Source organism: Nocardia tengchongensis (genome assembly GCF_054781395.1).
In genome coordinates, this window is the sequence record NZ_BAAGUM010000008.1 from 1 (window position 1) to 18246 (window position 18246).

An 18246-nucleotide genomic window follows, 5' to 3' on the forward strand; every position below is an offset into this window, starting at 1 on the left:
AACCTCGGGTTCCTGCTCTACGAGCGGGGTGAGCTCGCCGACGCCGAGACCTGGTACCGCAAAGCCGCCGACACCGGCCACGGGCGCGCGATGACCAACCTCGGGTTGCTGCTCAAGAAGCGGGGTGAGCTCGCCGACGCCGAGACCTGGTATCGCAAAGCCGCCGACACCGGCCACGCGGGCGCGCTGTACAACCTCGGGGTGCTGCTCTACGAGCGGGGTGAGCTCGCCGACGCCGAGACCTGGTATCGCAAAGCCGCCGACACCGGCCGCGCGGACGCGATGCACAACCTCGGGTTCCTGCTCGAGAAGCGGGGTGAGCTCGCCGACGCCGAGACCTGGTATCGCAAAGCCGCCGACACCGGCGACGCGGACGCGATGACCAACCTCGGGTTGCTGCTCGAGAAGCGGGGTGAGCTCGCCGACGCCGAGACCTGGTACCGCAAAGCCGCCGACACCGGCCACGGGCGCGCGATGACCAACCTCGGGTTCCTGCTCAAGAAGCGGGGTGAGCTCGCCGACGCCGAGACCTGGTTTCAGCGGGCGCGCGCTGGGAACAGTTGACTTCTCGGGTCGCGGCATCGTGTTCACAACCTGTCGTTTGGGGTAGACCCCAGCACCACAGTTCCAACCCTGCCTAAAAGTGTTGATCTAGGGTCGATTCGGCCGATTTTCTGACACATGTCAGCTCATGTCCTAGACTTCAATCTGACAGTGTGGGACTTGCGGAGGAGACCGTCATGCCGAACTGGAAGAACCAGCCGATCCCGGAGAGCGTGCGCCGGACCTGGCCCACCGTGACGACGTGGGAGTGGGTTTCGCCGCTGCGGCTGTGGGGCGACGGCCTCAAGGATGGACACGGCGGGTACCTGGTGGTGGTCGACGGACACCACTGGCGCGCGCTCGGGCAGGCCATCACCGAGAAGACCGCCCGCGACGCCGAGGCGGTCACGAACATCTACGCCGAGCTGCGGATGAAGCTGCAGGCGGTCATCGGCCGCGAAATCGCCTGCCGCGACGGCGCACCCGTGCGCGCCGACCACGACAGCACCCGCTGCGTGTACTGCGGCGTCCAGGTCGACGCGCACCAAATCCCCGGTGACCCCGGCGACCCGGACACCTACCAGGCCACCCATGTGGCCTGGCCCGGCGCCGACCCGATCACCACGGTCGAGGCCGAGGCCGAGCTCACCGTCGAACTGGAGGCGATGAAGCTCCGCGGCCGAGGGGAGGCGCGATAGCCATGCGGGTTGGATACATCCGGGTCAGCACCGTCGATCAGAACACCGCCCGCCAGGAGGACCTCGACGTTGAGAAGACCTTCGTCGACAAGGCTTCCGGCAAGGACGCCGCCCGCCCGCGGCTCGACGAGCTGATCGCCTTCGTGCGCGAGGGCGACACCGTGCGCGTGCACTCGATGGACCGCCTCGCCCGCAACCTCGACGATCTGCGCAGCATCGTGCGCACCCTCACCGGCAAGGGCGTGCAGGTGGAGTTCGTCAAGGAGAAGCTCACCTTCACCGGGGAGGACTCGCCCATGGCGACCCTCATGCTGTCGGTCATGGGGGCCTTCGCCGAGTTCGAACGCTCCCTGATCCTCGAACGCCAGCGCGAGGGCATCGCCGCAGCCAAGGCCCGCGGCGTCTACACCGGCCGCAAGCACGCCCTCACCGACGAGCAAGCCCACCAGCTGCGTCAGCGGGCCGCCGCCGGGGAGAAGAAGGCGGCTCTGGCCCGAGAGTTCGGGATCAGCCGCGAGACCGTGTACAGCTACCTCAACTCCGGGCCCGCTCTGCCCGTCGACCGCCAGCCGCTGCCCGATGTCGCCGTGTACGACGACTTGCTGCCGTCTCGCCATAAGGGCCAGCTCTAGCTGTGCCCGGAGCGGCGGTACCGCCCGCATTTGCTGCTCTGCGGACCAAGGCCGCGTGGGCGGGCGACGCGCGGGCTATGTCCCCAATGAGAGGAAAGTCTTGCCTTGCAATGCCCCCTTTACGGTCCCCATGGGAAAAGTTGGGAGGCCGGGTCGGCGTGGCCAAATTATCGCTTCTACCTGCAGCAATCCCACCAGGATCCGATCCGGATGGGATCTGGATGAGATCTGGATGGGATCGAAATGGCATCCGGATGGCATCGGGATGTCATCAGCTTGTGACCGTTACGAGTCAACTTTACCCCCGTTAAGGGGGTAAGGTCGCGGGGCGATGCGCACACGACTACACGATTTTTCGTGTGGCTCGGGCCACACTTGCGGTGTCCCGACGGAAGTTGCGCCGATGGTTCGGCGTTACCGTATGTGCGTCCTATAAAAGGAAAACGCCCGGATCGTCGGTTTCCCGTCGACCCGAGCGCCACCTGGTCACTTGCGCGAACGGCCTGAGAACCTATAGATCGCGCGAAGTGCCACAGCCGACAGCCTGAGCGCTTGCGCCAGGCTGTTGCTGTTTGACAGGTCAAGAACCCCTGCCACGAGATCGAGTCCCGAAGCGATAGCCGGACACCAGCGGTTGACTGCCGCCCTCACCCGTTCCAGATCCGAAGGCCTGTCCTGGGTGTCGGGATTCGACTGCTCGGGCGGATCGGGATCCACCTGAGCCCCCTTTCCTACGATGGTCACCGCCGGGTTCGGCGGTGACCTGGCCGCCGCCGCTGGGGGCAGCGGCCAGGCCAGGGGCCTCTCGCGAAAGAGGCTGTGTAGGTCAGAGACTCGGCAGTAATCGAACGCACGCGCGAGTCGAATCCAAGGCGACAGTCTAGACCCGGATCACTGACGGACAACTACCGATCCGCCGACCGAGTTCCCAGGCCGCCTCGTCTCCGATCTGCGCGGGCGACCAACCCCTGCCGAATCGAAATCCCTTGTCGGCAGCACCTACCCGGGGCGCCAACAGGGCACCGCTATTGGATCACAAATCGCTGCCGGTTTTATGGAGCAACACCCCTGTCGGCCTACCACCGAACTGCCCGGTCTCGTGTTATGACATATCCGGCTCAAGGTCAGGGAAAGCGATCCAAAAGTCCAGGGGTCCACACCAATTCGCCCCTCTCGTCCGCGATGACACGAAGCGGACGATCCGCACGGAAATCGCCACGGCCGGGCGGATGCCTGCCGTGAACAGACGATCTTCACAGGACGACTCCGCCGGGAGATTTTTCAGGACCGCCCGGCGTGTCGAGGATTTCGCCTTTGCGTGTCGCAATCGCGCGATGCGGATCGGAGTTGATGATTCAGATATGGCCCGTTTGTATCGGGCACGGGTGCGTAGTGCTGCGGCTCAGGACAGATTCGGCGATGATCTCGGCGTACTGCTCTTCCAGGGTGGCCATGGCTTACGCCGGTTCCTCCGACTGCCCGGCAGTGGTGCGGTTTGCGGCATCGAGCCGGCGCCGCAGTGACGGCGGCATCGGGGGCAGGCCGAGCGCGCGGGATTCCGGCTTACGGGCGGGCGGCGCCGGATCCGGTTGGAGGTCTGCAAGTTCGGCGTCCAGGTCGGGCAGCTCGAGAACCTCAGCCATTTCGACGGACCGAGCGGGACGCGCGGGGTTCGCGACTTCCCCGACGGTGAGGTCTCCGACGGTGCGTTCGGTGATCGACGCGGTGACCGTGTCGAGGTCTCCACCGGCGTCGGTGTGGGCGCGCAGCAGGTCGTCGAGGGTGAGGTCTGCTGTGTCGTAGTCCAGGTGCACCGACACGTGCCGGCGGTCGCGGCGCTCCTCGGCGACACCGACCGGGATGCGTCCGGTGCCCCGGGTGCCGTCGACGACGAGCACCCACACCGCGGCGGCTGCACGGTCCTCGGCCAGGCGCAGACGGCCGGCCAGTGTGCCGGTCGGGTCGCAGCCCAGCCGCTGGGCGACTTCGCGCGAGTTCTCGGCCAGGTCCAGGCGCATCAGCTGGCGGGCGACGTCGAGTTCGGAGGCATCCACCGCCTCGGTGATTTCCTCCATCGAGCGAGCCTGTTCCCATCCCTGCCGCAGCAGGTCGTTCTTCTCGCTGTCCCAGTAGACCTGGTTCACGCGCTTCGCCCGCTCGCGCAGCACTGCCCGCCAGTCGTAGCTCGGCGGCACCAGCAGCGTCCGCACCACCTCTTCGGCGTCGCCGGGACGCAGCGAGTAGTCCAGCGGGACCAGCTTGCGCAGCTGGTTCTGGAGGGCGGAGGTGCTGCGGCCGGTCCGCTGTGCGATCTCGGCGAGTGGCAACTCCGTCGCCAGCAGCTCGACCAGTTCGGCGTAGCGTTCGTCGGTCCACAGCTCGTAGGCGTGGTGACGGCTGGTATCACGGCCCATGAGAGGCCCCCTATCGAATTCCCCTGCGATGCACCAGGATCGGTGCACATTTAATGGTGCCCACCCTCACCGACACACCTCAGGGGAATCGCACCAGCGCTCAGTTCATCCGGACGCGAGCCTCACGCAGGTAGGCCAGACGCCATTCCTGGTCTTCGTGGTCGTTGCCGAGCAACACCCGTTTGCGCCACTCGAAGATCGTGGCCATCCAGTCACGGTCCAGCTCCCGCGTGGTCCGCCCGTACTCCTCGCACTTGCAGAACGATTCGAGCCGCGGACGGCACTCGGTCACCGTGACAACGTCCCACCAATCCACCAGTCGCACGACTCACCGCTCCCCACCCCGCGGCCCACCCGCCGGATACCGGACTTCACGATATCCGCGCGCACCTTGAGGTGTGGGTAAGTTGCTGCGGCCCAAGGGTGTTCGATGGGTGCTTTTGGAGGCTGTCGCCGCAGGCCCGGGGATCGGTTCTGTCGCGTTGGTAGCGCCCACGGCGTGGCGCCGTCGGTGGGTGCCTTTCCGCGGGCTGCTCAGAGCACGATCACCAGTAGCAGGAACACGACGAGGGCGAGCATCGGCAGGAACACCCAGCGCAGGTGAATCGGCTTGCGCATCGAGATGACACCCGCGCGTTCGAGCTGACGGATTTCCCGCAGGGTCTGCATCTCCCCGGGCGTGAACACCCGCGGCGGCTCCGGCGTCCGGCCGAACGGGCAGAACGGGAAGTCGTGCCACATGCCGCAGTTCCCGCACAGATACCGATACTGCACTGCCCTCCCCCTTCCAACTACCCACCGAAAACCGTAACCCCCAACCCCGACAGCCCTACCCAGAACCATCTCCCCGATCTCGGTCACGAACACGACTCGAAAACTCCACACACCTTTTGCACTCTCGTGGAGTTTCGGTCAAATTTCGTCCGGCGAAAATCGGTAGGCTCGCGAAATGGCGACCACCCCATGCCCGCGATGCGGCGATCCTGTGGCCTCGACGGCCGGTCAGCGCGGCCGTCCATCGGTGTGGTGTTCGCCGGAATGCCGCCGCCTGGCCTCGGAGGAACGCCGCGCTGCTCGCGCCGGCGGGCGGGCGGTCGAAGTGCATGAGCAGGTCCGCGAGAAGGTGGTCGAGCGCAGCCGCTCCATCTCTCCGGACAGTGCCGTCGAGAAGGTCCTCTCCGACTCCGCCGCCACCGAGAAGCTGTTGCGGGTGCTGGCGCACCGCCGCCGCCAGGCCCCGCCCGTGAACGTCCTGCAGCGCTTCGTCGATCAGCGGATGCACCCACTGATCTACGAAGCGCTGCAGGCGTACCACGACGGCTTCAGCGCACCCATCGCCCCGCCGGAAACCGCGGTACCCGCCCCGGCCCAGACCGCGCCCGCCAGCGCTCAGGCGCACCGCGCTGCAGTCGAACTCGTGCTCAGTTCTCCCCGCAGCGTCCGGGAAGTGTTGACCACTCTCACCGGGTGGGCCCGCTCGGGGACCCTCGCCCGCGGCGAGCACACTGGCACCGTGCGGGCGACGGAATCCCTTCTCGAAGCGATGTTGTCGAGTCGCCTGCTGCGCGGGCGCCGCTGAAGAAGTGGCAAGCCAGCGTCAGCTGGCGCGGCAGCACCATCGAACGCAACCACCTCACCGACCGCAGCATCCCGCACTCAACGGGTGGTCTCACATGCCATGCCCACGTCCACGGTCGGAGCCACGCCTGAGATGCGGTGGGGGCGGCGGCATCCCGGCGGCACGGCCGGGTGTGGGGGGCGTGCGCTTCTTGCCGGGGTTCTGCTGGGCCTTGCCCTGAGTGCGGATCCGGGCCTCGCTAGCACGCTGCTCGGGGGTGAGTTTCACCCGGCGGGCGTGTTCGGATTCGACGCCGTCGAGGTCGCGCTGCAACTTCGACAGGTATGTGGTGTCGGCGTCGATATCGCGCTGGTCCTTGTCGCGAGCCTCGCGCAGGCGCCACTGCTGGCGCTGCTCTGTGGCCTCGCGCAGGGTCGTGTCCCATTCGCGGACGGGCACGCCTGTCGCCTTGGCCGCCGCCTTGGCGGCAGCGTCGGCGGCGGTGAGTTCGGGCGCGATATCGGCCAGGGCCGCCTCGGTTTCGGCGAGCTGGGTCGCCAACTTGCCCCGGGTCACCACGCGCCGGCGTGGCGTCTCCTCCAGTTGCCGCTCCAGTCTCTGCTTCTGCCGGGCCAGCTGCTGCTTGTCGGCAAGGACAGCGTCGGCGGCGGCCTGGGCCTGCAGTGCGGGCACGATCTTCTCCGCCTGCTGGGCCAGCGCGGCGTTGTCGGCAAGGACCTGCCGCGTGTGCGGGCCACGGCCGGTACGCCGTTCGGCGATGTCGGCGGCCAGCAGCTCGACCTCGGTGCGCCGGTGCGCATGTTCAGCGACGAGCAGTTCATCGGTCCACCCGCGCGGCTGCGGATCGCGGGAAGCGAATTGGGCGCTGCTGATCGCCCAGACCCGCCGCTGGTTCCTCTCGTCCTCGGACAGTTCGGTGTAGTAGGCCCGCCGCGTCTGACTGGCAGCCTGCGGCGGCAGAGGCATGATCGGACCGCTCGTAGAAGCGAGCACCTGCTCCGCCCACTCCAGGTTCTCCTCCCGCTCCTTCGCCAACCGCTCGCTCGCACCGCTGCGGGTGTCGGGCTCGGGTTGGGGTTCGCGCTCGATGACGCGCTGCGCGGCGCGGCCGGCGGCGGCGGTGAACACGTCGGCGGCATCGCGGTCCCACTGGTCGCGGCGATCCTGCAGCTCGGTCTCCCAGCTCGCACGCACCGGATCCAAATGCTCACGGACCGTGTTCTCCACCGCCATGGCGCGGGCGAGTTCACCGCGCGACCGGTGGGCCCGCGCGACCTCGAACACGACAGCAATCGCCAGCAGCAGAAGCAGCAGCATCAACGCCAGCAGCACGGCGGCCATCACGACGACGGCGTCATCGGCCTTGCTGGGCGAGCCTGGCATGTGGCTGCGGGGCCGCGCCCCGCCCTGCTGGGTCAGCAGCAGCTGCGCCACGTCCTCGAACAGACTCGGGTGCGTACCTTGGGGCGGCTGGTATCGGTCGGTGCGCCGGTGCAGCTGCGCCGACCGCGTCAACTCCGTGGCTGCCGCCGCGAACGCTCCGGGCTGGTCACCTTCGAGAGCTTCCGACCACGCCGCGAACACCCCGGCAGCCTGTCCCGCCATCCACGCCCACTGTGCGCGGTCACCGCTCGGGATTTCCGCGAGCCGTTCCCGCCACTGCTCGGCCGCGGTCGCGGCCTGCTGCCACCCGTCGACACCCTCGGCGCGGGCCCGGCCTGCCTGCTTGGTGCCACGGTTCTTCCACACCGCCACCGCCGCGTCGCGGGCCTCGGGGTTGTCGTCCCACTGCTGTTCGCGCAACGCGCTCAGTGACAGATCCCCGGCGAGTTTCCCGCCGCCGAGCCACGGACCGACCTCGGAGTCGCCGTGACGCAGGCGCACCGAGTAGCCAGTCACGGTGGTGGCGTTCGGATTCCGCGGATAAGGCAGCACCGAGATCCCCGCCTCGCGCAACCCTTGCACGAACTCGGCTTCCGACTCGGACGCGGTCGCGGTCGCACGCACCATGCGCCGCAACCGTTCTCGCTCGGTCTCCCCGGTCCGTGTCCGGGCACGTTCGATCTCCGCGCGACTGTTCCCCGACAGGCCGCCGCCCTCGTTCCGGCTCGCCAGCACCTTCAGCCCGAACTCGCGCTCCAACTCCCCCGCGACCTCTTGGGCACGCTTCCAGTCGCCCTTGGCCTTTCCCTCGCCGTAGTCGAAGGTGCTGACCTTCGACCCGTCCTCACGCACCAGCGACGCGGCAATGTGAATGTGGTCCTGACCCTCGCCCTTCTCCCCGGAATGCCCGTGCCGCACCGCCGCCCACCGTGCCTGGGCGCGCTTGCCATCCGGGGTCCCGGTGAAGCCCATGCGGGTCATGAACTCGGTCACGACCTCCGACCACCGGTCGTCGGACAGCTCTTCCCCGGGCGTCAGCGCCAGCACGCAATGCCACACCGGGGCATCACGCATCGCTGCCTTCTCGCCCTTGACCGCGGGCTCGACGACGTCCAGACCGACATCGCGGGCGCCGACGCCGGCCGCAACCGGCTTGGCCTTCATCCGCACCTGAGTGCCGTACAGCTTGCGCGGAATGTCGAGCTCGTGCGCGACCGCCAGCGCCACCTCCCGCGACGCGGCCGACACATCAGCACCGGGCCCGTCGAAGTGCTCCAAGAACTGGGCGCGCATCACCGTCGGTGATCCCGCGATGATGTGCCGATCCCGATGCTCGTTGTGGTCACCCAGGCCCAACAGGTAGACCATCAGGCCGCCGATCTTCTGGCCCCGCTTGATCTTCGGAATCATCGAGGCCGCCTCTTGGCAGGTGCCCGCGGGCTCATCGCCGGGTCACTTCCCGCGCGTATTCCTCGATCCGTTCGGCGCGCTCGCGCAGATCCTCGACCAGCTCCCGCAACTCCGCGTTCGTCTCCAGAACGTCCTCGGCCACGGTCCCGGTGACGTTCGCCGCGTGCGCGATCTGGTTGAGATTGCCGCACGCCTTCGTCAACTGCTCCAACCGGACCGCGTCCAACGAACCTGTCGCCGAGATCAACTCACCTCGGATCGCGACCCTCTTCGGCCACGACAACCACGGCTTCCCGTCACCGGATCCGTTCGACGATGCCGGGACCGGGTTCACCGCGGCCTGCACCAGATACCACGGCACCGTCATGCCCGCCTCGTCCGCGAACCGCTGCACCAGCGCGAACTCCTCGTCCGACAGCACCACCTGGACAACATGTTTGGGCCCATCGATGTTCGGCCGGCGGCGCCGCCGCTGCGAACGAGCGATGTTCTGCGACCGCCGAACACCTGCCTCCGACTGCTCCGAACCGACCGCTTTCGCGCCCACCGCAACCACCTCTCACTCGGCCCTGCCGACGCCCAGCGCAGCGCCCACCCGTCCCCGGGTGGTCCCCTCACCCTGTGAGGGGCACTCGCTTACCATAGGTAAGTGTTAACTTGCTCCGCCTGGGGTTCAGTATGAGTGTACCGGGATTCGATCAGTCGGAGGGTCTGCGATCGGGACTTCATAGGTGAATGGTGGTCGCGGACGCTGCTGGTGATGGGTTGTGTAGGACGTGCTGTCTGACGGACACGATGTGGGAGTTGCCTGTCACGAGACCGAGTAATGTCCAAAAACGCGACAGCCCCGGCGGATACGGCCCGCCGGGGCTGTCGCGTAAGCGGATGAACTAGCGGTCGGTCTTGCGCAGCTCGATCACCCGGGCGCTGCCGCCGGCGCGGTGCGAGGCGCACTGCAGGGCGGTGTCCTGGATCTTGCCGATCGTCTTGTGGTGCACCCCGGTCTCGACATAGATCGCGTTGGGTACCTCGCCCGCGGCAGTCATCTCAAGGACCCGCACCACGGTCTCGAAGGGCAGCCGTGCCCCGACGCGCTGGGCCCGCACTTCGTGCGCCAGTGCGGGCAGGTCGGCCCGCACTAGGTCCGCACTTTGCACCGGTGCAAGTGCGAGGGCCGTCCGTGCGACCGGGCCCGCACTAGAAAGTGCGGGCGTGGTGCGCGGTGTCGGATGCGGACGCTGGTGCGGGCGAGCGGTGCGAGACGAGCTCGGGGCGGGTGCGGGTGCGGGCGACATGGCGGTACGGGTCGGCGCGGGAGTCTCCGCTGCGACCGGTGCAGCCTCGATGACCTGCTTCGTCCCCTTGGTGCCGGATGGCACGAAAGCAGGGAACTCAGCGGTGATCTCGACGTCCGCACCGTCCGCACTACCCGCACCAGCAGAGTGCGGGGTGCCGGCCAGGTCGGTGCTGCCGATGTAGTGCGGGGTGTCCGCACCAGCGTCCGCAGCGGCAAGTGCGGGGTCCGCAGCGGCAAGTGCAGGGTCCACACTTGCCTCCTGTGCGGACAGCCAAGTGCGGACTTCCTCGGCCTCAAGTGCGGGCGTAGTGCGGGGCGTGAGCTCGCGCTCATATTCGGCCAGCACCTCCTCTTCGGCCTCGAGTGCGGACTCCTGCACCGGCGTGGATTCGGCGGCCCGCACCGAGTGCTGGACGCCGGGCACGACGCGGGTGAGGGCGGCCAGGCGGGCCGCAGTGTCGTCCTCGGCGTCGGTGGGCATCAGGGCCGACGCCTTCGCGATGGCCGCACCCAACCGCTTGGCGATCAGCCCGTGGGCGATGAGCGCGACGCCCATGGCCACCGGCGCCATCCCGTGCGCGACGATCGACTGCCACTCCCAGCCGCCGCGGGCGTGCATGTACGGGAAGACGTTAAGGTAGATCGACCCCAGCAGCAGCGCGCCCTCGGTGATGCGGATCCCGGTGTCGCTGTCTTTGATCCCCCACCGCGCGACCGCGGATCCGCTGCGCATGAACATCACCAGGACGACCGACAGACCTGCTTCGAGCAGGTAGCTCATCCAGTACAGCGGCTCGCTGGGCCCGCCCGGTGCGAGGTTGTGCTGCACGTTGGTCGCCGAGAACAGCATCATCGCCAGCACGACGCCCGACAGCGCCATCGCCGCGAGCTTCTTCTCCCGGTATAGCTCGGCCAGCTGCGCATGCGGGCTCGACTCACGACGCAGCGCCGCCAGCGCCTGCCGCGCGGTCACCAGATCACGAGCCTCGGTACGCACCACGGCCGCAGCGGCTTTGCGCACCGAGGCGGCCGTCTCCTCGGCCATCTCCAGGTCCGCCAGCTGCTCGGTGCGCCCGTGCTCACGCACCCGCTCGGCCACACCCCGCTCCTCGGCCAGTTCCCGCACCGACAGCGCGGCCTGCAGCGCCGGATCGTCCTGATGAGCTAGACGGCTGTGTGCGGCCTCGACCCGGGCGGGCAGGTCTGCGGTGAGCAGCGGGTCGTCACCGCCGGCGGGAGTGGGCTTGCGACGGAACATCTTGTTCCCCTTCTGGATGGGAGCTTCACAGAGTCAATGAGGGTCGTGCCCCGCGCGGAAAGCGAGCCTTCATCGGAATCTTTCGATCGAGGTGAGCGCGCGACACCCTTCGAGCGGAGTTCAGAACTCAGGCGGCATGCCGCCGTCCGCGTCGGGGTGTGGGACACCTGCGGAGTCGAGGTAGGCGTTGACTGCGGCGTCGACAGTGTCGGTCAGCACGTAGCCGTGCTGCATGACCCATTCCAGTCGCAGCAGGGTGTCGCGTCTGAGTTGCGTTGAGAAAGAGCGTTTCTCGCTCTTGGCGCGGGTGTGGCGGATTGGGAGCTGCACCGGCTCGGTGGTGGCTGAGTTGGTCATGGCAGACGACGCTACGAGTTCGTGTGCATGTCCGCTGCTATGCACGCGTGTGCGCGGGAATACTTCCGAAGTTGATTGCGGCCATGTGGCCGGACAGCTTTACCGGTGGTAAAGCGCGCACGTGGACGCATGGGTCGGTGTGCTTACCACCGGTAAAGCACACCGACCTGGCTCACCGTTGCGCGATGAGTGTCGCGGCCAGGGAGTCGACCAGCTTTTGGAGCTGGTCGTTGTCGAGGTAGTCGGTGATCGCTTCGGCGAGGGTGTCGGGTTCGGCACCGAACTTCTTGAGAGCCTTCGCGATCTGCGACGGGTCCGCCGGGCCGTGGTCCTTTGGCTTACGCTCGACGCTGTCGCCTTTGGGCTTGTCCCGGCTGGCCAGCCACTTTTCGACCTGTGCCTCCAGGGGCACCTTGGCCAGAGTCCGGGCCACGCGGATGGCGAGGTCACCGCGGCGCAGGGCGGCCTGTAGCTCGGGGGCGAGTTTCAACAAGGCGCGACGTTGCGACACCCAGCCTTCGGAGCGGTCCAGCTCGCGGGCCGCGATCTCGGCGCTGCCGCATTCAGCAACCATCGACTCAATCGCGCGGGCTTCTTCGATGACGTCAAAGCCTTGGCGGGCAACGTTTTCGGTGATGGCTGCACCGAGCAGGATCACTCGGGATGCGGCGACCTCGTCCTTGACGACGAACTCAAGGTCGGGGCGGCCATAGCGACGGGCAGCGGCCAAGCGGCGGCAGCCGTTGATGACCACCCAGCGGGCGGCGCCGAGCTTTGGTTCGTCGTCGGGGTACAGGCCCAGGTATGCGGTGCGGGTGACGACCAGCGCCGGCTGGAGTTGGATTTTGACGATCGATTCGAGCTCGGACAGGTCGCCGAGGTCGTCGCGCGGGTTGCGGGGGTTGGCGATCAGTTCGTCCAGCGTCGCCGAGGTCGGTGGGCCGGCAGGTGCCGGTTTTGTGTCGTCGCCATCGATCGGTGATTTGTCGCCGACCGCGTCGAGCAGCTCGGTCAGGCTCTTGCGGGTTCCGCCTCGGGTGGCCATCACGCCACCCGCAGTTCGAGGGCGAGCTTGTAGAAGTCCTCGCGGGCCCGCAGCGAGGTGCCGTTGGTGGGGTACTCGGTGACGACCTGGCCGTTCAGGGAGGCGCGGGTGTGCAGCTTGTAGCGGCGGACGACGGTCTTCGCTCCGGGCCAGTTGTTGGCTCGAATGAATTCCATGGTGTCGTCGCGGTCCTGCTCACCGTCGCGCGGGTCCCAATTGTTGAGCACCACTTTGTATTTCAGGCCGCGAGGTTGGAGTACCTTGCGGATGGTGCGGGCGGTGGGGTCGAATGACAGCGGCTCGGGGGTGATGGGCACGATCACGAGGTCGGCGCATTCTAGGACCGCGCGCAGCGCGTCACCGGCGGCACCTTCACCGAAGGGATCGTCGCCTTCCTTTTCCTCGGCCATGTCCAGCCAGCCCGGGGTGTCGACGAATACGTGGTCGATGCCGGGCAGTTCACGCAGCCGCTTCAGGCCGTCGAGGTCGGCGTGGGCTTGGACGACGTGGAAGGGCAGGTTGTCGACGCGGGACCCCCACCACACTGCGGAACCCTGAGGGTCGATCGACACTGCGGCGACGGGGGAAGGGCCGTCATCGCGGCCGTCGCCAGCGACTTCGGCGGTCACAGCCGCCAAATTGACTGCGAGAGTCGACTTCCCGACTCCGCCCTTCTGGTTCAGCAGCACGTATACGGCAGCCATTGAGTTCTCACTTCCGTTGCTTCACCCCAACGGGGCTACTCGGATTGCGTCCGCAGCATACGAGGCCGCCCAGTCTCCGTCACGGTGAAACACCGACGGTTACGCCCGATTCCGGTTCAGATCACTGAACACCCACCCGGCGTATCAACCCTTTACCGCCGGTAAAGCGTTTCCCTCCTCGGTCGACACGCTCCTCGGGGGCAGCCCGGTCGGGCCGCTGTGGCGGGGGTGAAAGGTCCAAGACCTGTTCAGCTTTCGCTGCGGGCGCGCCGCGCTGCCGCGCGCGCCTCATCGTCGGCGTGGCGGGCGCGCGTACGGTCGTTGCCGACCGTACGGGCACGCAGTGCGGCCGTGGCCTGGCGTGCAGCTTCTCGACCCGGTGAATGTTCGCCGGCCGCCGCCATCTTCGCTGCCCGGATCTCCTCCCGCAGTTCGCGTTGCCGCGCCCGCCGCTTCTCCTCCAGATCAACCTCGCGGGCCCGGTCCAGCAAGGCCGGCGGTACGTCGACCGGGATCTGGCGCAAGACGTGGCACAGGTACCCGATGGGTTTGTCGGGGGTACCGATGATGCGTTTACCTGAGATCCGGAATTCCTCGAATGCCCCGAACACGTCGTCGACCTGCCAGCCCGCGACCGCGTACCGCGTCAGCGCCGCCGCCAGCTGGCCGCGCGGCATCTGCCGTGCCCACAACGGGATTCGTTCGTCCTTGCGGCATTTCTCGGCCAGCAACAGCGCTCTCTGGTCGTAGGCCCGCGGCCTCCTCCCATCTGTGCCGCGCGGAGCGCGTCTTTTCGTCATGGGTTGTGGTGGAGATGATTTCGGTGGACGTGAGAGGAAATCGAAACCGTCGCTTCGCTCCGGTGGGGTGCCAAAACCCTGGTGGAGAAGGGTTTTCACGTGCTCGTTATCCACAGGTAGGACGGTGGTCTCGTGGAGTGCGGACACTGCGGCCCAGCCGCGGGCGCGGTCGCGGCGCTTCCATGAGGCCAGGCGCTCCTCGCGGGTACGGAGGCGGCCGCTGAATACGACGGTGCGGCAGCCGAGCTTGTTCACCAGCCGCCGGCATCGGTGGATGGTGGATTCCGAACGCGCGACGGCCTTTTGAAGCCGATCGACAGTGATGCGGCAGTCGCGGCCGGTGCGGTAGTCCGCGCCGCCTGATTCGACGATCAGGTAGGCGAGAAACGTTCGGCGGCTGACGGAGTCGACCATGCGGTGGCGGCGCAGCAGCTGGTAGTGCTTGTCGTAGAGCGCTAGGCAGTGTGCGATCCACCGTCCTCGACCCCACCAGCACGCCGGAACGTTGCTGTAGGCGTCGGCCGGTAGCTCCAGCCGCAGCGCTGGCAGAGGGAAGAGCCAGCCCATCGCCGCTCCGACACGGCTTCGTCGGGGGCCGGTGCAGTATTTGCGCTGTTCAGAGGGGTGGTGAACATCGTCACCAGGAATAAGGGTGTGTTGCCGCGCACCTGTATGCGTGCGTGCGTTACCCTGAGACCTGTCCAGCAAAGACATGATCCCTTCGGGGAGCGAAACCCTCGACGTTCGCAGCGTCGGGGGTTTTCGTCGTTAATGCAGTTGTGTGGGCAGGCTTGTCACCTGCTCAGACGTCGATTCGCTAGGCGCATTCCCTTCGATCCAAATCGATCTCCAGTGCTTCTTGGCTGTGCAGTCGTTGGGCTGGTTCCGGCAGTCCAAGCTCTCGCCGAAGCGCGCGCTCGAACAGCTCTCGTTTCGTGATTCCGCGCTCTTCTATCTCCCGGTCACACGCTTCGATCAGGTCGATAGACAGGCGGACACCAGACAACTTCGAGGGGGGCATTGTCACCGGTCTAGCCATGGTCGTTAACGCTAACCCAGGTCGGGTGAAAACCCCGGAGACACGCCGGATCTGATCTCATCGCCCCGCAATGGAACTCGTGGCCAAGTTTGCGCGGATCTGCTTCAGCAGATGCGCACGCCGCTCTGGCCGTCCTGGAAGTTGATCGAGTTCTGTCTGTGTGCGATTCACGCTGTTCTGCACGGACTCCACATCCTTGGAAGGGAACTCGGCTGCGAGCAGCGCGGCCAGGGGGGTCGCTACGATCCCGTCTGCTCCGGCGTCCAGCGACTGCTGAATACGGCGCGAGGATCCGTCCCAGAGGTCGAATCCTGGTGCCGCGCTGTGGATTTCGGAAATCTCGGCAAGCGTAACTTTGGCAAGCTTGCCGCCTGTGGGCAGGCAGCCCGCCTGTGCGGCTTGGCGGACAGCTAGAGGAGAAATCGATGGCCCGAACAGACTTGGGTGGCTGTAGATGGTGGCGCCGCCGGGGAGGGACTGGAGGAACTGCAGCAGCGCGTCAGGGCTGTCCAGGTTGCGCAGGACCGCCATCGGGACAACGCCGCGTTCGGTGGCAGCCGTCAGATCGGCCTGATTCCAGGAACAGGCCAAAACGCGATCTGGGCCAACAGCATTGGCCCAGATGTCGAGCACTGCGGTGCGTTCGTCGCGGCTGAGTTGATCTCCGCGGGTAGTGCTGCCGTTGATCAGGAACCGGTCGACCCATGTGGCACTGGCAATTTCGGCATATCGCTCGGTGTTGGAGAGGTCCACCGTGCCGTCGTCGCTGACAAGGTGCAGGACCGGGACGACGGCTGTCCATGCCCACACCCGATCGGCGATGAGGCGGCTGGCCGCATCCGGGTCAGTCCGCGACGTGTCGATCTGGAGATCTGCGGAGGTAAGCCGGGGAGTCTCCTCCCATGCTTGTAGCCGCTCGGGGGTGTCGCCAGTGCCGCGGGCCTCGATGCGGGCGGCGGCGACCTCGCGTGGAGACCAAAGCTCCACGGTGGTCCACCGGACTGTCGGCAGCGCTGTGATGAGTGCCTCGGCAGCCTCCGGCTGGCCAATGTGCACGACCGGGATTCGCCCTGCCTCAAGCAGCCGGTCCAGCTCCGGCCTGTCGATCGCGTAGACCGCGGAGTAGCGGCGATTCGTGTAGAGGACTTCTCCGCCGGCGGTGAGCCGAGCGAGATCCTCGGCTGTACCCATCCGGTAGCCCGTGATGCGACCGGGCCCGACCTTCATCCGCTGGTACTGCTCGAACCGTTTGTCGTGCCTGTGCAGCGCGCTGGTCACGGTGTCTTTCCCGGATGCTGGCGGACCGTAAAGGATCACGCCCATCTGCCTGGTCATGCGACGCCCTCAAGAGAGCGTAGGAAGCTCTTCACCTGCGCTTGGATCGGTTCATCGGTCGGGTTGTTCTTGATGAGGGTGTGCGGCCACGGAGGCACGAACTCCTCGTCCACGCCTTCCAGGTATTGGTCCCAGTTCGCCAGCTTCCAGGTGTCGCGTGCGGCACCGCGCCGTTCGATATAGCTGCGCATTGATTCACCGGAGCAGCGGATCCAGATCACAGACATGCCGGCACCGAGGCTGTGCAGGGTGGCGGCGGTCCGCTCAAGCCATGAGCGGCTGGTGAGTTCGCGCAGGTATGGCGCGGTGGCGATTGCGCTGACTCCACATGAGATGTTCTCGGCAACAGTGGCTTCCAGGCATTGGTACTCCGCCGGGCGCACGACCTCCAGATAGGTCTTGGACTCGCGATCAGCGATGGTGCTGCCCAGCTGGACGAGCGCAGCGTCCACAACGCTGCGGGTGATGCTGTCCTTGTCGAGCATGGCCCACCCGGTCTCCCGTGCAAGCGTACGGCCGACTTCGGTCTTGCCCGAACCGGCGTAGCCGCCGATGTACACCGCGCGGGGACGTGCCGGCCTGGGCTTGTCACCGACCATGGCGGCGAGGTCAGCCACCACTCGACCTGAGCGTGGGCGGCTGACCACCAGCCCCTCGCTGCTGAGCTGCTCAAGAGCGGCATTCACTGTGCCGAGGCCAACGCTCCATTGAGCGGCGAGATCGCGCCCGGAGGGCAACCTGTCACCGGGCCGCAACCGGCCAGCTTCGATGTCGTTGCGTATCTCGCGCGCGATCTGGCTCTTGCGTGCCTCACTACTGGTCGGTTCAGTCATCGCCTTCGAGCCCTTCTGATCTGTCGATCGTTAGCCAGCTAAACGGTAGCAGTCCATACCGGATTCGCTGCGATCTGTCATCTAGCTGTGCATTTGCCACGGAAACCTTCCCGAAGATCCTCGACATCTGAACAGTTCAGGCGCACACTATTGAACAGCAGATGTGATGCCGGTCTCCTAACGGAGGAAGTTCAATGAGGCTCCCGACCATTTCCCGCAGACGCGGATTTCATGCCATTTCCCCAGATGAACCCCAGGAAACCCAATCGAAGATACATGAACTCCGAGCCGCCGCCAGCATGGCGGAAGACACCCACTGGACAGTTCACAACAACCCTTCGAGCGTATCCGTGAACAGTTTCGCGCAGGCAGCAGGTCCGGCTGAGGACCTGTCGACCCAGCAGGTCGCTGAGCTGGTCGCCGAAGTGCGGCGGCTTGAGATCGAACTGAGCTCGATGCAGCAGGTGGTGGACAACCTGCTCGACCGCGAGTCGATGCACGCTCTCACCCCGCACATGGAGTGCCTGACCACCGCTGCCGCGATCGACCGTCTAGGCGTGCCCCGCGCCCAGCGTCTGCCCGTCCTCGCGGTCGAGACCACCGTCGCCGCCGCTCTCGGATCGGCGGTGCGGTCATGAGAACCCGTGAGCGTGTGGTTCATGTGCCGGTCGTGCTGGTGGTGCCTGCATTTGGTGTCTTGCTGTGGGGCTTCTTCCTGGTGGTCGCGATGACGGCCGTGCTGGCGGTCGCCGTGGCTACCGCTCATTTCAGCGACGGAAGTTCCACCGTCTCAACAACTCTCGGCCCGTGTGAGCCGTTCTGCGCGCTGCGCTCGGATGCCGCGCCCGTCCCGCCGGTGGGCGGTGAGCAGCGGTGAACCGCGTCCTCGACTCCGATTCCCACACCCGTTCTGTCGTGA

The 18246-nt window shown here is 66.8% G+C and carries 19 protein-coding genes; 6 read left to right on the forward strand and 13 right to left on the reverse strand.

What is annotated here, in order from left to right:
• The 3 genes from ACYVKL_RS22810 to ACYVKL_RS22820 all read left to right on the forward strand — a co-directional run.
• Positions 1 to 564, forward strand: a 564-nt coding sequence (locus tag ACYVKL_RS22810; RefSeq protein ID WP_460772763.1) for a tetratricopeptide repeat protein, incomplete at its 5' end; no start/stop codon positions are given.
• A gap of 176 nt (positions 565 to 740) precedes the next feature.
• Positions 741 to 1241, forward strand: a complete 501-nt coding sequence (locus ACYVKL_RS22815; RefSeq protein ID WP_379174343.1) for a hypothetical protein — start codon at positions 741 to 743, stop codon at positions 1239 to 1241.
• A 2-nt stretch (positions 1242 to 1243) separates the two neighbouring features.
• Positions 1244 to 1873 (forward strand): recombinase family protein, encoded by a 630-nt coding sequence (locus tag ACYVKL_RS22820; protein WP_460772767.1) that lies wholly within the window; start codon positions 1244 to 1246, stop codon positions 1871 to 1873.
• Positions 1874 to 2359: 486 nt separating this feature from the next.
• On the opposite strand, the gene ACYVKL_RS22825 is transcribed toward ACYVKL_RS22820, so the two are convergent.
• From ACYVKL_RS22825 to ACYVKL_RS22840, 4 genes are all read right to left on the reverse strand, one after another.
• Positions 2360 to 2590 carry a hypothetical protein gene (locus ACYVKL_RS22825; protein ID WP_379174342.1) on the reverse strand — a complete coding sequence of 77 codons (231 nt, stop codon included), beginning with the start codon at positions 2588 to 2590 and terminating at the stop codon, positions 2360 to 2362.
• A 740-nt stretch (positions 2591 to 3330) separates the two neighbouring features.
• Positions 3331 to 4287: a hypothetical protein gene (locus ACYVKL_RS22830; RefSeq protein ID WP_379174341.1), complete on the reverse strand. Its 957-nt coding sequence runs from the start codon at positions 4285 to 4287 to the stop codon at positions 3331 to 3333.
• 100 nt (positions 4288 to 4387) lie between these two features.
• Positions 4388 to 4612: a hypothetical protein gene (locus tag ACYVKL_RS22835; RefSeq protein WP_379174340.1), complete on the reverse strand. Its 225-nt coding sequence runs from the start codon at positions 4610 to 4612 to the stop codon at positions 4388 to 4390.
• A gap of 209 nt (positions 4613 to 4821) precedes the next feature.
• Positions 4822 to 5061 carry a hypothetical protein gene (locus tag ACYVKL_RS22840; protein WP_379174339.1) on the reverse strand — a complete coding sequence of 80 codons (240 nt, stop codon included), beginning with the start codon at positions 5059 to 5061 and terminating at the stop codon, positions 4822 to 4824.
• 175 nt (positions 5062 to 5236) lie between these two features.
• Here ACYVKL_RS22840 and ACYVKL_RS22845 point away from each other — a divergent pair, with 175 nt between their 5' ends.
• Positions 5237 to 5866, forward strand: coding sequence for a hypothetical protein (locus ACYVKL_RS22845; RefSeq protein WP_379174338.1), 630 nt, complete (start codon positions 5237 to 5239; stop codon positions 5864 to 5866).
• A 90-nt stretch (positions 5867 to 5956) separates the two neighbouring features.
• Here ACYVKL_RS22845 and ACYVKL_RS22850 read toward each other — a convergent pair whose 3' ends face one another.
• The 9 genes from ACYVKL_RS22850 to ACYVKL_RS22890 all read right to left on the reverse strand — a co-directional run bounded on the left by ACYVKL_RS22850 (position 5957) and on the right by ACYVKL_RS22890 (position 17327).
• Entirely contained in the window at positions 5957 to 8659 is a 2703-nt protein-coding gene (locus ACYVKL_RS22850) for a relaxase/mobilization nuclease domain-containing protein (protein WP_379174337.1), read from the reverse strand.
• A 31-nt stretch (positions 8660 to 8690) separates the two neighbouring features.
• Positions 8691 to 9083 (reverse strand): MobC family plasmid mobilization relaxosome protein, encoded by a 393-nt coding sequence (locus ACYVKL_RS22855; protein WP_379174335.1) that lies wholly within the window; start codon positions 9081 to 9083, stop codon positions 8691 to 8693.
• A 466-nt stretch (positions 9084 to 9549) separates the two neighbouring features.
• Positions 9550 to 11214 carry a hypothetical protein gene (locus ACYVKL_RS22860; protein WP_379174334.1) on the reverse strand — a complete coding sequence of 555 codons (1665 nt, stop codon included), beginning with the start codon at positions 11212 to 11214 and terminating at the stop codon, positions 9550 to 9552.
• Positions 11215 to 11334: 120 nt separating this feature from the next.
• A complete protein-coding gene (locus ACYVKL_RS22865) occupies positions 11335 to 11571 on the reverse strand; it encodes a hypothetical protein (RefSeq protein ID WP_379174333.1) in 237 nt (78 codons plus the stop codon).
• A 172-nt stretch (positions 11572 to 11743) separates the two neighbouring features.
• Positions 11744 to 12616 (reverse strand): ParB/RepB/Spo0J family partition protein, encoded by an 873-nt coding sequence (locus ACYVKL_RS22870; RefSeq protein WP_379174332.1) that lies wholly within the window; start codon positions 12614 to 12616, stop codon positions 11744 to 11746.
• Entirely contained in the window at positions 12616 to 13320 is a 705-nt protein-coding gene (locus ACYVKL_RS22875; RefSeq protein ID WP_379174331.1) for a nucleotide-binding protein, read from the reverse strand. Before ACYVKL_RS22875 ends, ACYVKL_RS22870 begins: the two co-directional genes overlap by 1 nt.
• A 248-nt stretch (positions 13321 to 13568) precedes the next feature.
• Entirely contained in the window at positions 13569 to 14687 is a 1119-nt protein-coding gene (locus ACYVKL_RS22880) for a hypothetical protein (RefSeq protein WP_379174329.1), read from the reverse strand.
• A gap of 529 nt (positions 14688 to 15216) precedes the next feature.
• Positions 15217 to 16494 (reverse strand): hypothetical protein, encoded by a 1278-nt coding sequence (locus tag ACYVKL_RS22885; RefSeq protein ID WP_379174328.1) that lies wholly within the window; start codon positions 16492 to 16494, stop codon positions 15217 to 15219.
• Positions 16491 to 17327 (reverse strand): P-loop nucleotide/nucleoside kinase family protein, encoded by an 837-nt coding sequence (locus tag ACYVKL_RS22890; protein ID WP_379174327.1) that lies wholly within the window; start codon positions 17325 to 17327, stop codon positions 16491 to 16493. The genes ACYVKL_RS22885 and ACYVKL_RS22890 overlap by 4 nt, the downstream gene beginning before the upstream one ends.
• Before the next feature lie 194 nt (positions 17328 to 17521).
• Here ACYVKL_RS22890 and ACYVKL_RS22895 point away from each other — a divergent pair, with 194 nt between their 5' ends.
• A complete protein-coding gene (locus ACYVKL_RS22895; protein ID WP_379174326.1) occupies positions 17522 to 17965 on the forward strand; it encodes a hypothetical protein in 444 nt (147 codons plus the stop codon).
• On the forward strand, positions 17962 to 18204 hold the full coding sequence (locus ACYVKL_RS22900) for a hypothetical protein (RefSeq protein ID WP_379174325.1): 243 nt from the start codon (positions 17962 to 17964) through the stop codon (positions 18202 to 18204). Before ACYVKL_RS22895 ends, ACYVKL_RS22900 begins: the two co-directional genes overlap by 4 nt.
• Positions 18205 to 18246: the final 42 nt, after the last annotated feature.

What these genes read in the sequence shown, in the direction of transcription:
- ACYVKL_RS22815 (WP_379174343.1), top strand. Translation starts at nt 741, where the DNA reads ATGCCGAACTGGAAGAACCAGCCGATCCCGGAGAGCGTGCGCCGGACC.
- ACYVKL_RS22820 (WP_460772767.1), top strand. Translation starts at nt 1,244, where the DNA reads ATGCGGGTTGGATACATCCGGGTCAGCACCGTCGATCAGAACACCGCC.
- ACYVKL_RS22830 (WP_379174341.1), bottom strand. Translation starts at nt 4,287, where the DNA reads ATGGGCCGTGATACCAGCCGTCACCACGCCTACGAGCTGTGGACCGAC.
- ACYVKL_RS22845 (WP_379174338.1), top strand. Translation starts at nt 5,237, where the DNA reads ATGGCGACCACCCCATGCCCGCGATGCGGCGATCCTGTGGCCTCGACG.
- ACYVKL_RS22850 (WP_379174337.1), bottom strand. Translation starts at nt 8,659, where the DNA reads ATGATTCCGAAGATCAAGCGGGGCCAGAAGATCGGCGGCCTGATGGTC.
- ACYVKL_RS22860 (WP_379174334.1), bottom strand. Translation starts at nt 11,214, where the DNA reads ATGTTCCGTCGCAAGCCCACTCCCGCCGGCGGTGACGACCCGCTGCTC.
- ACYVKL_RS22865 (WP_379174333.1), bottom strand. Translation starts at nt 11,571, where the DNA reads ATGACCAACTCAGCCACCACCGAGCCGGTGCAGCTCCCAATCCGCCAC.
- ACYVKL_RS22870 (WP_379174332.1), bottom strand. Translation starts at nt 12,616, where the DNA reads ATGGCCACCCGAGGCGGAACCCGCAAGAGCCTGACCGAGCTGCTCGAC.
- ACYVKL_RS22875 (WP_379174331.1), bottom strand. Translation starts at nt 13,320, where the DNA reads ATGGCTGCCGTATACGTGCTGCTGAACCAGAAGGGCGGAGTCGGGAAG.
- ACYVKL_RS22880 (WP_379174329.1), bottom strand. Translation starts at nt 14,687, where the DNA reads ATGGGCTGGCTCTTCCCTCTGCCAGCGCTGCGGCTGGAGCTACCGGCC.
- ACYVKL_RS22885 (WP_379174328.1), bottom strand. Translation starts at nt 16,494, where the DNA reads ATGACCAGGCAGATGGGCGTGATCCTTTACGGTCCGCCAGCATCCGGG.
- ACYVKL_RS22890 (WP_379174327.1), bottom strand. Translation starts at nt 17,327, where the DNA reads ATGACTGAACCGACCAGTAGTGAGGCACGCAAGAGCCAGATCGCGCGC.
- ACYVKL_RS22895 (WP_379174326.1), top strand. Translation starts at nt 17,522, where the DNA reads ATGAGGCTCCCGACCATTTCCCGCAGACGCGGATTTCATGCCATTTCC.
- ACYVKL_RS22900 (WP_379174325.1), top strand. Translation starts at nt 17,962, where the DNA reads ATGAGAACCCGTGAGCGTGTGGTTCATGTGCCGGTCGTGCTGGTGGTG.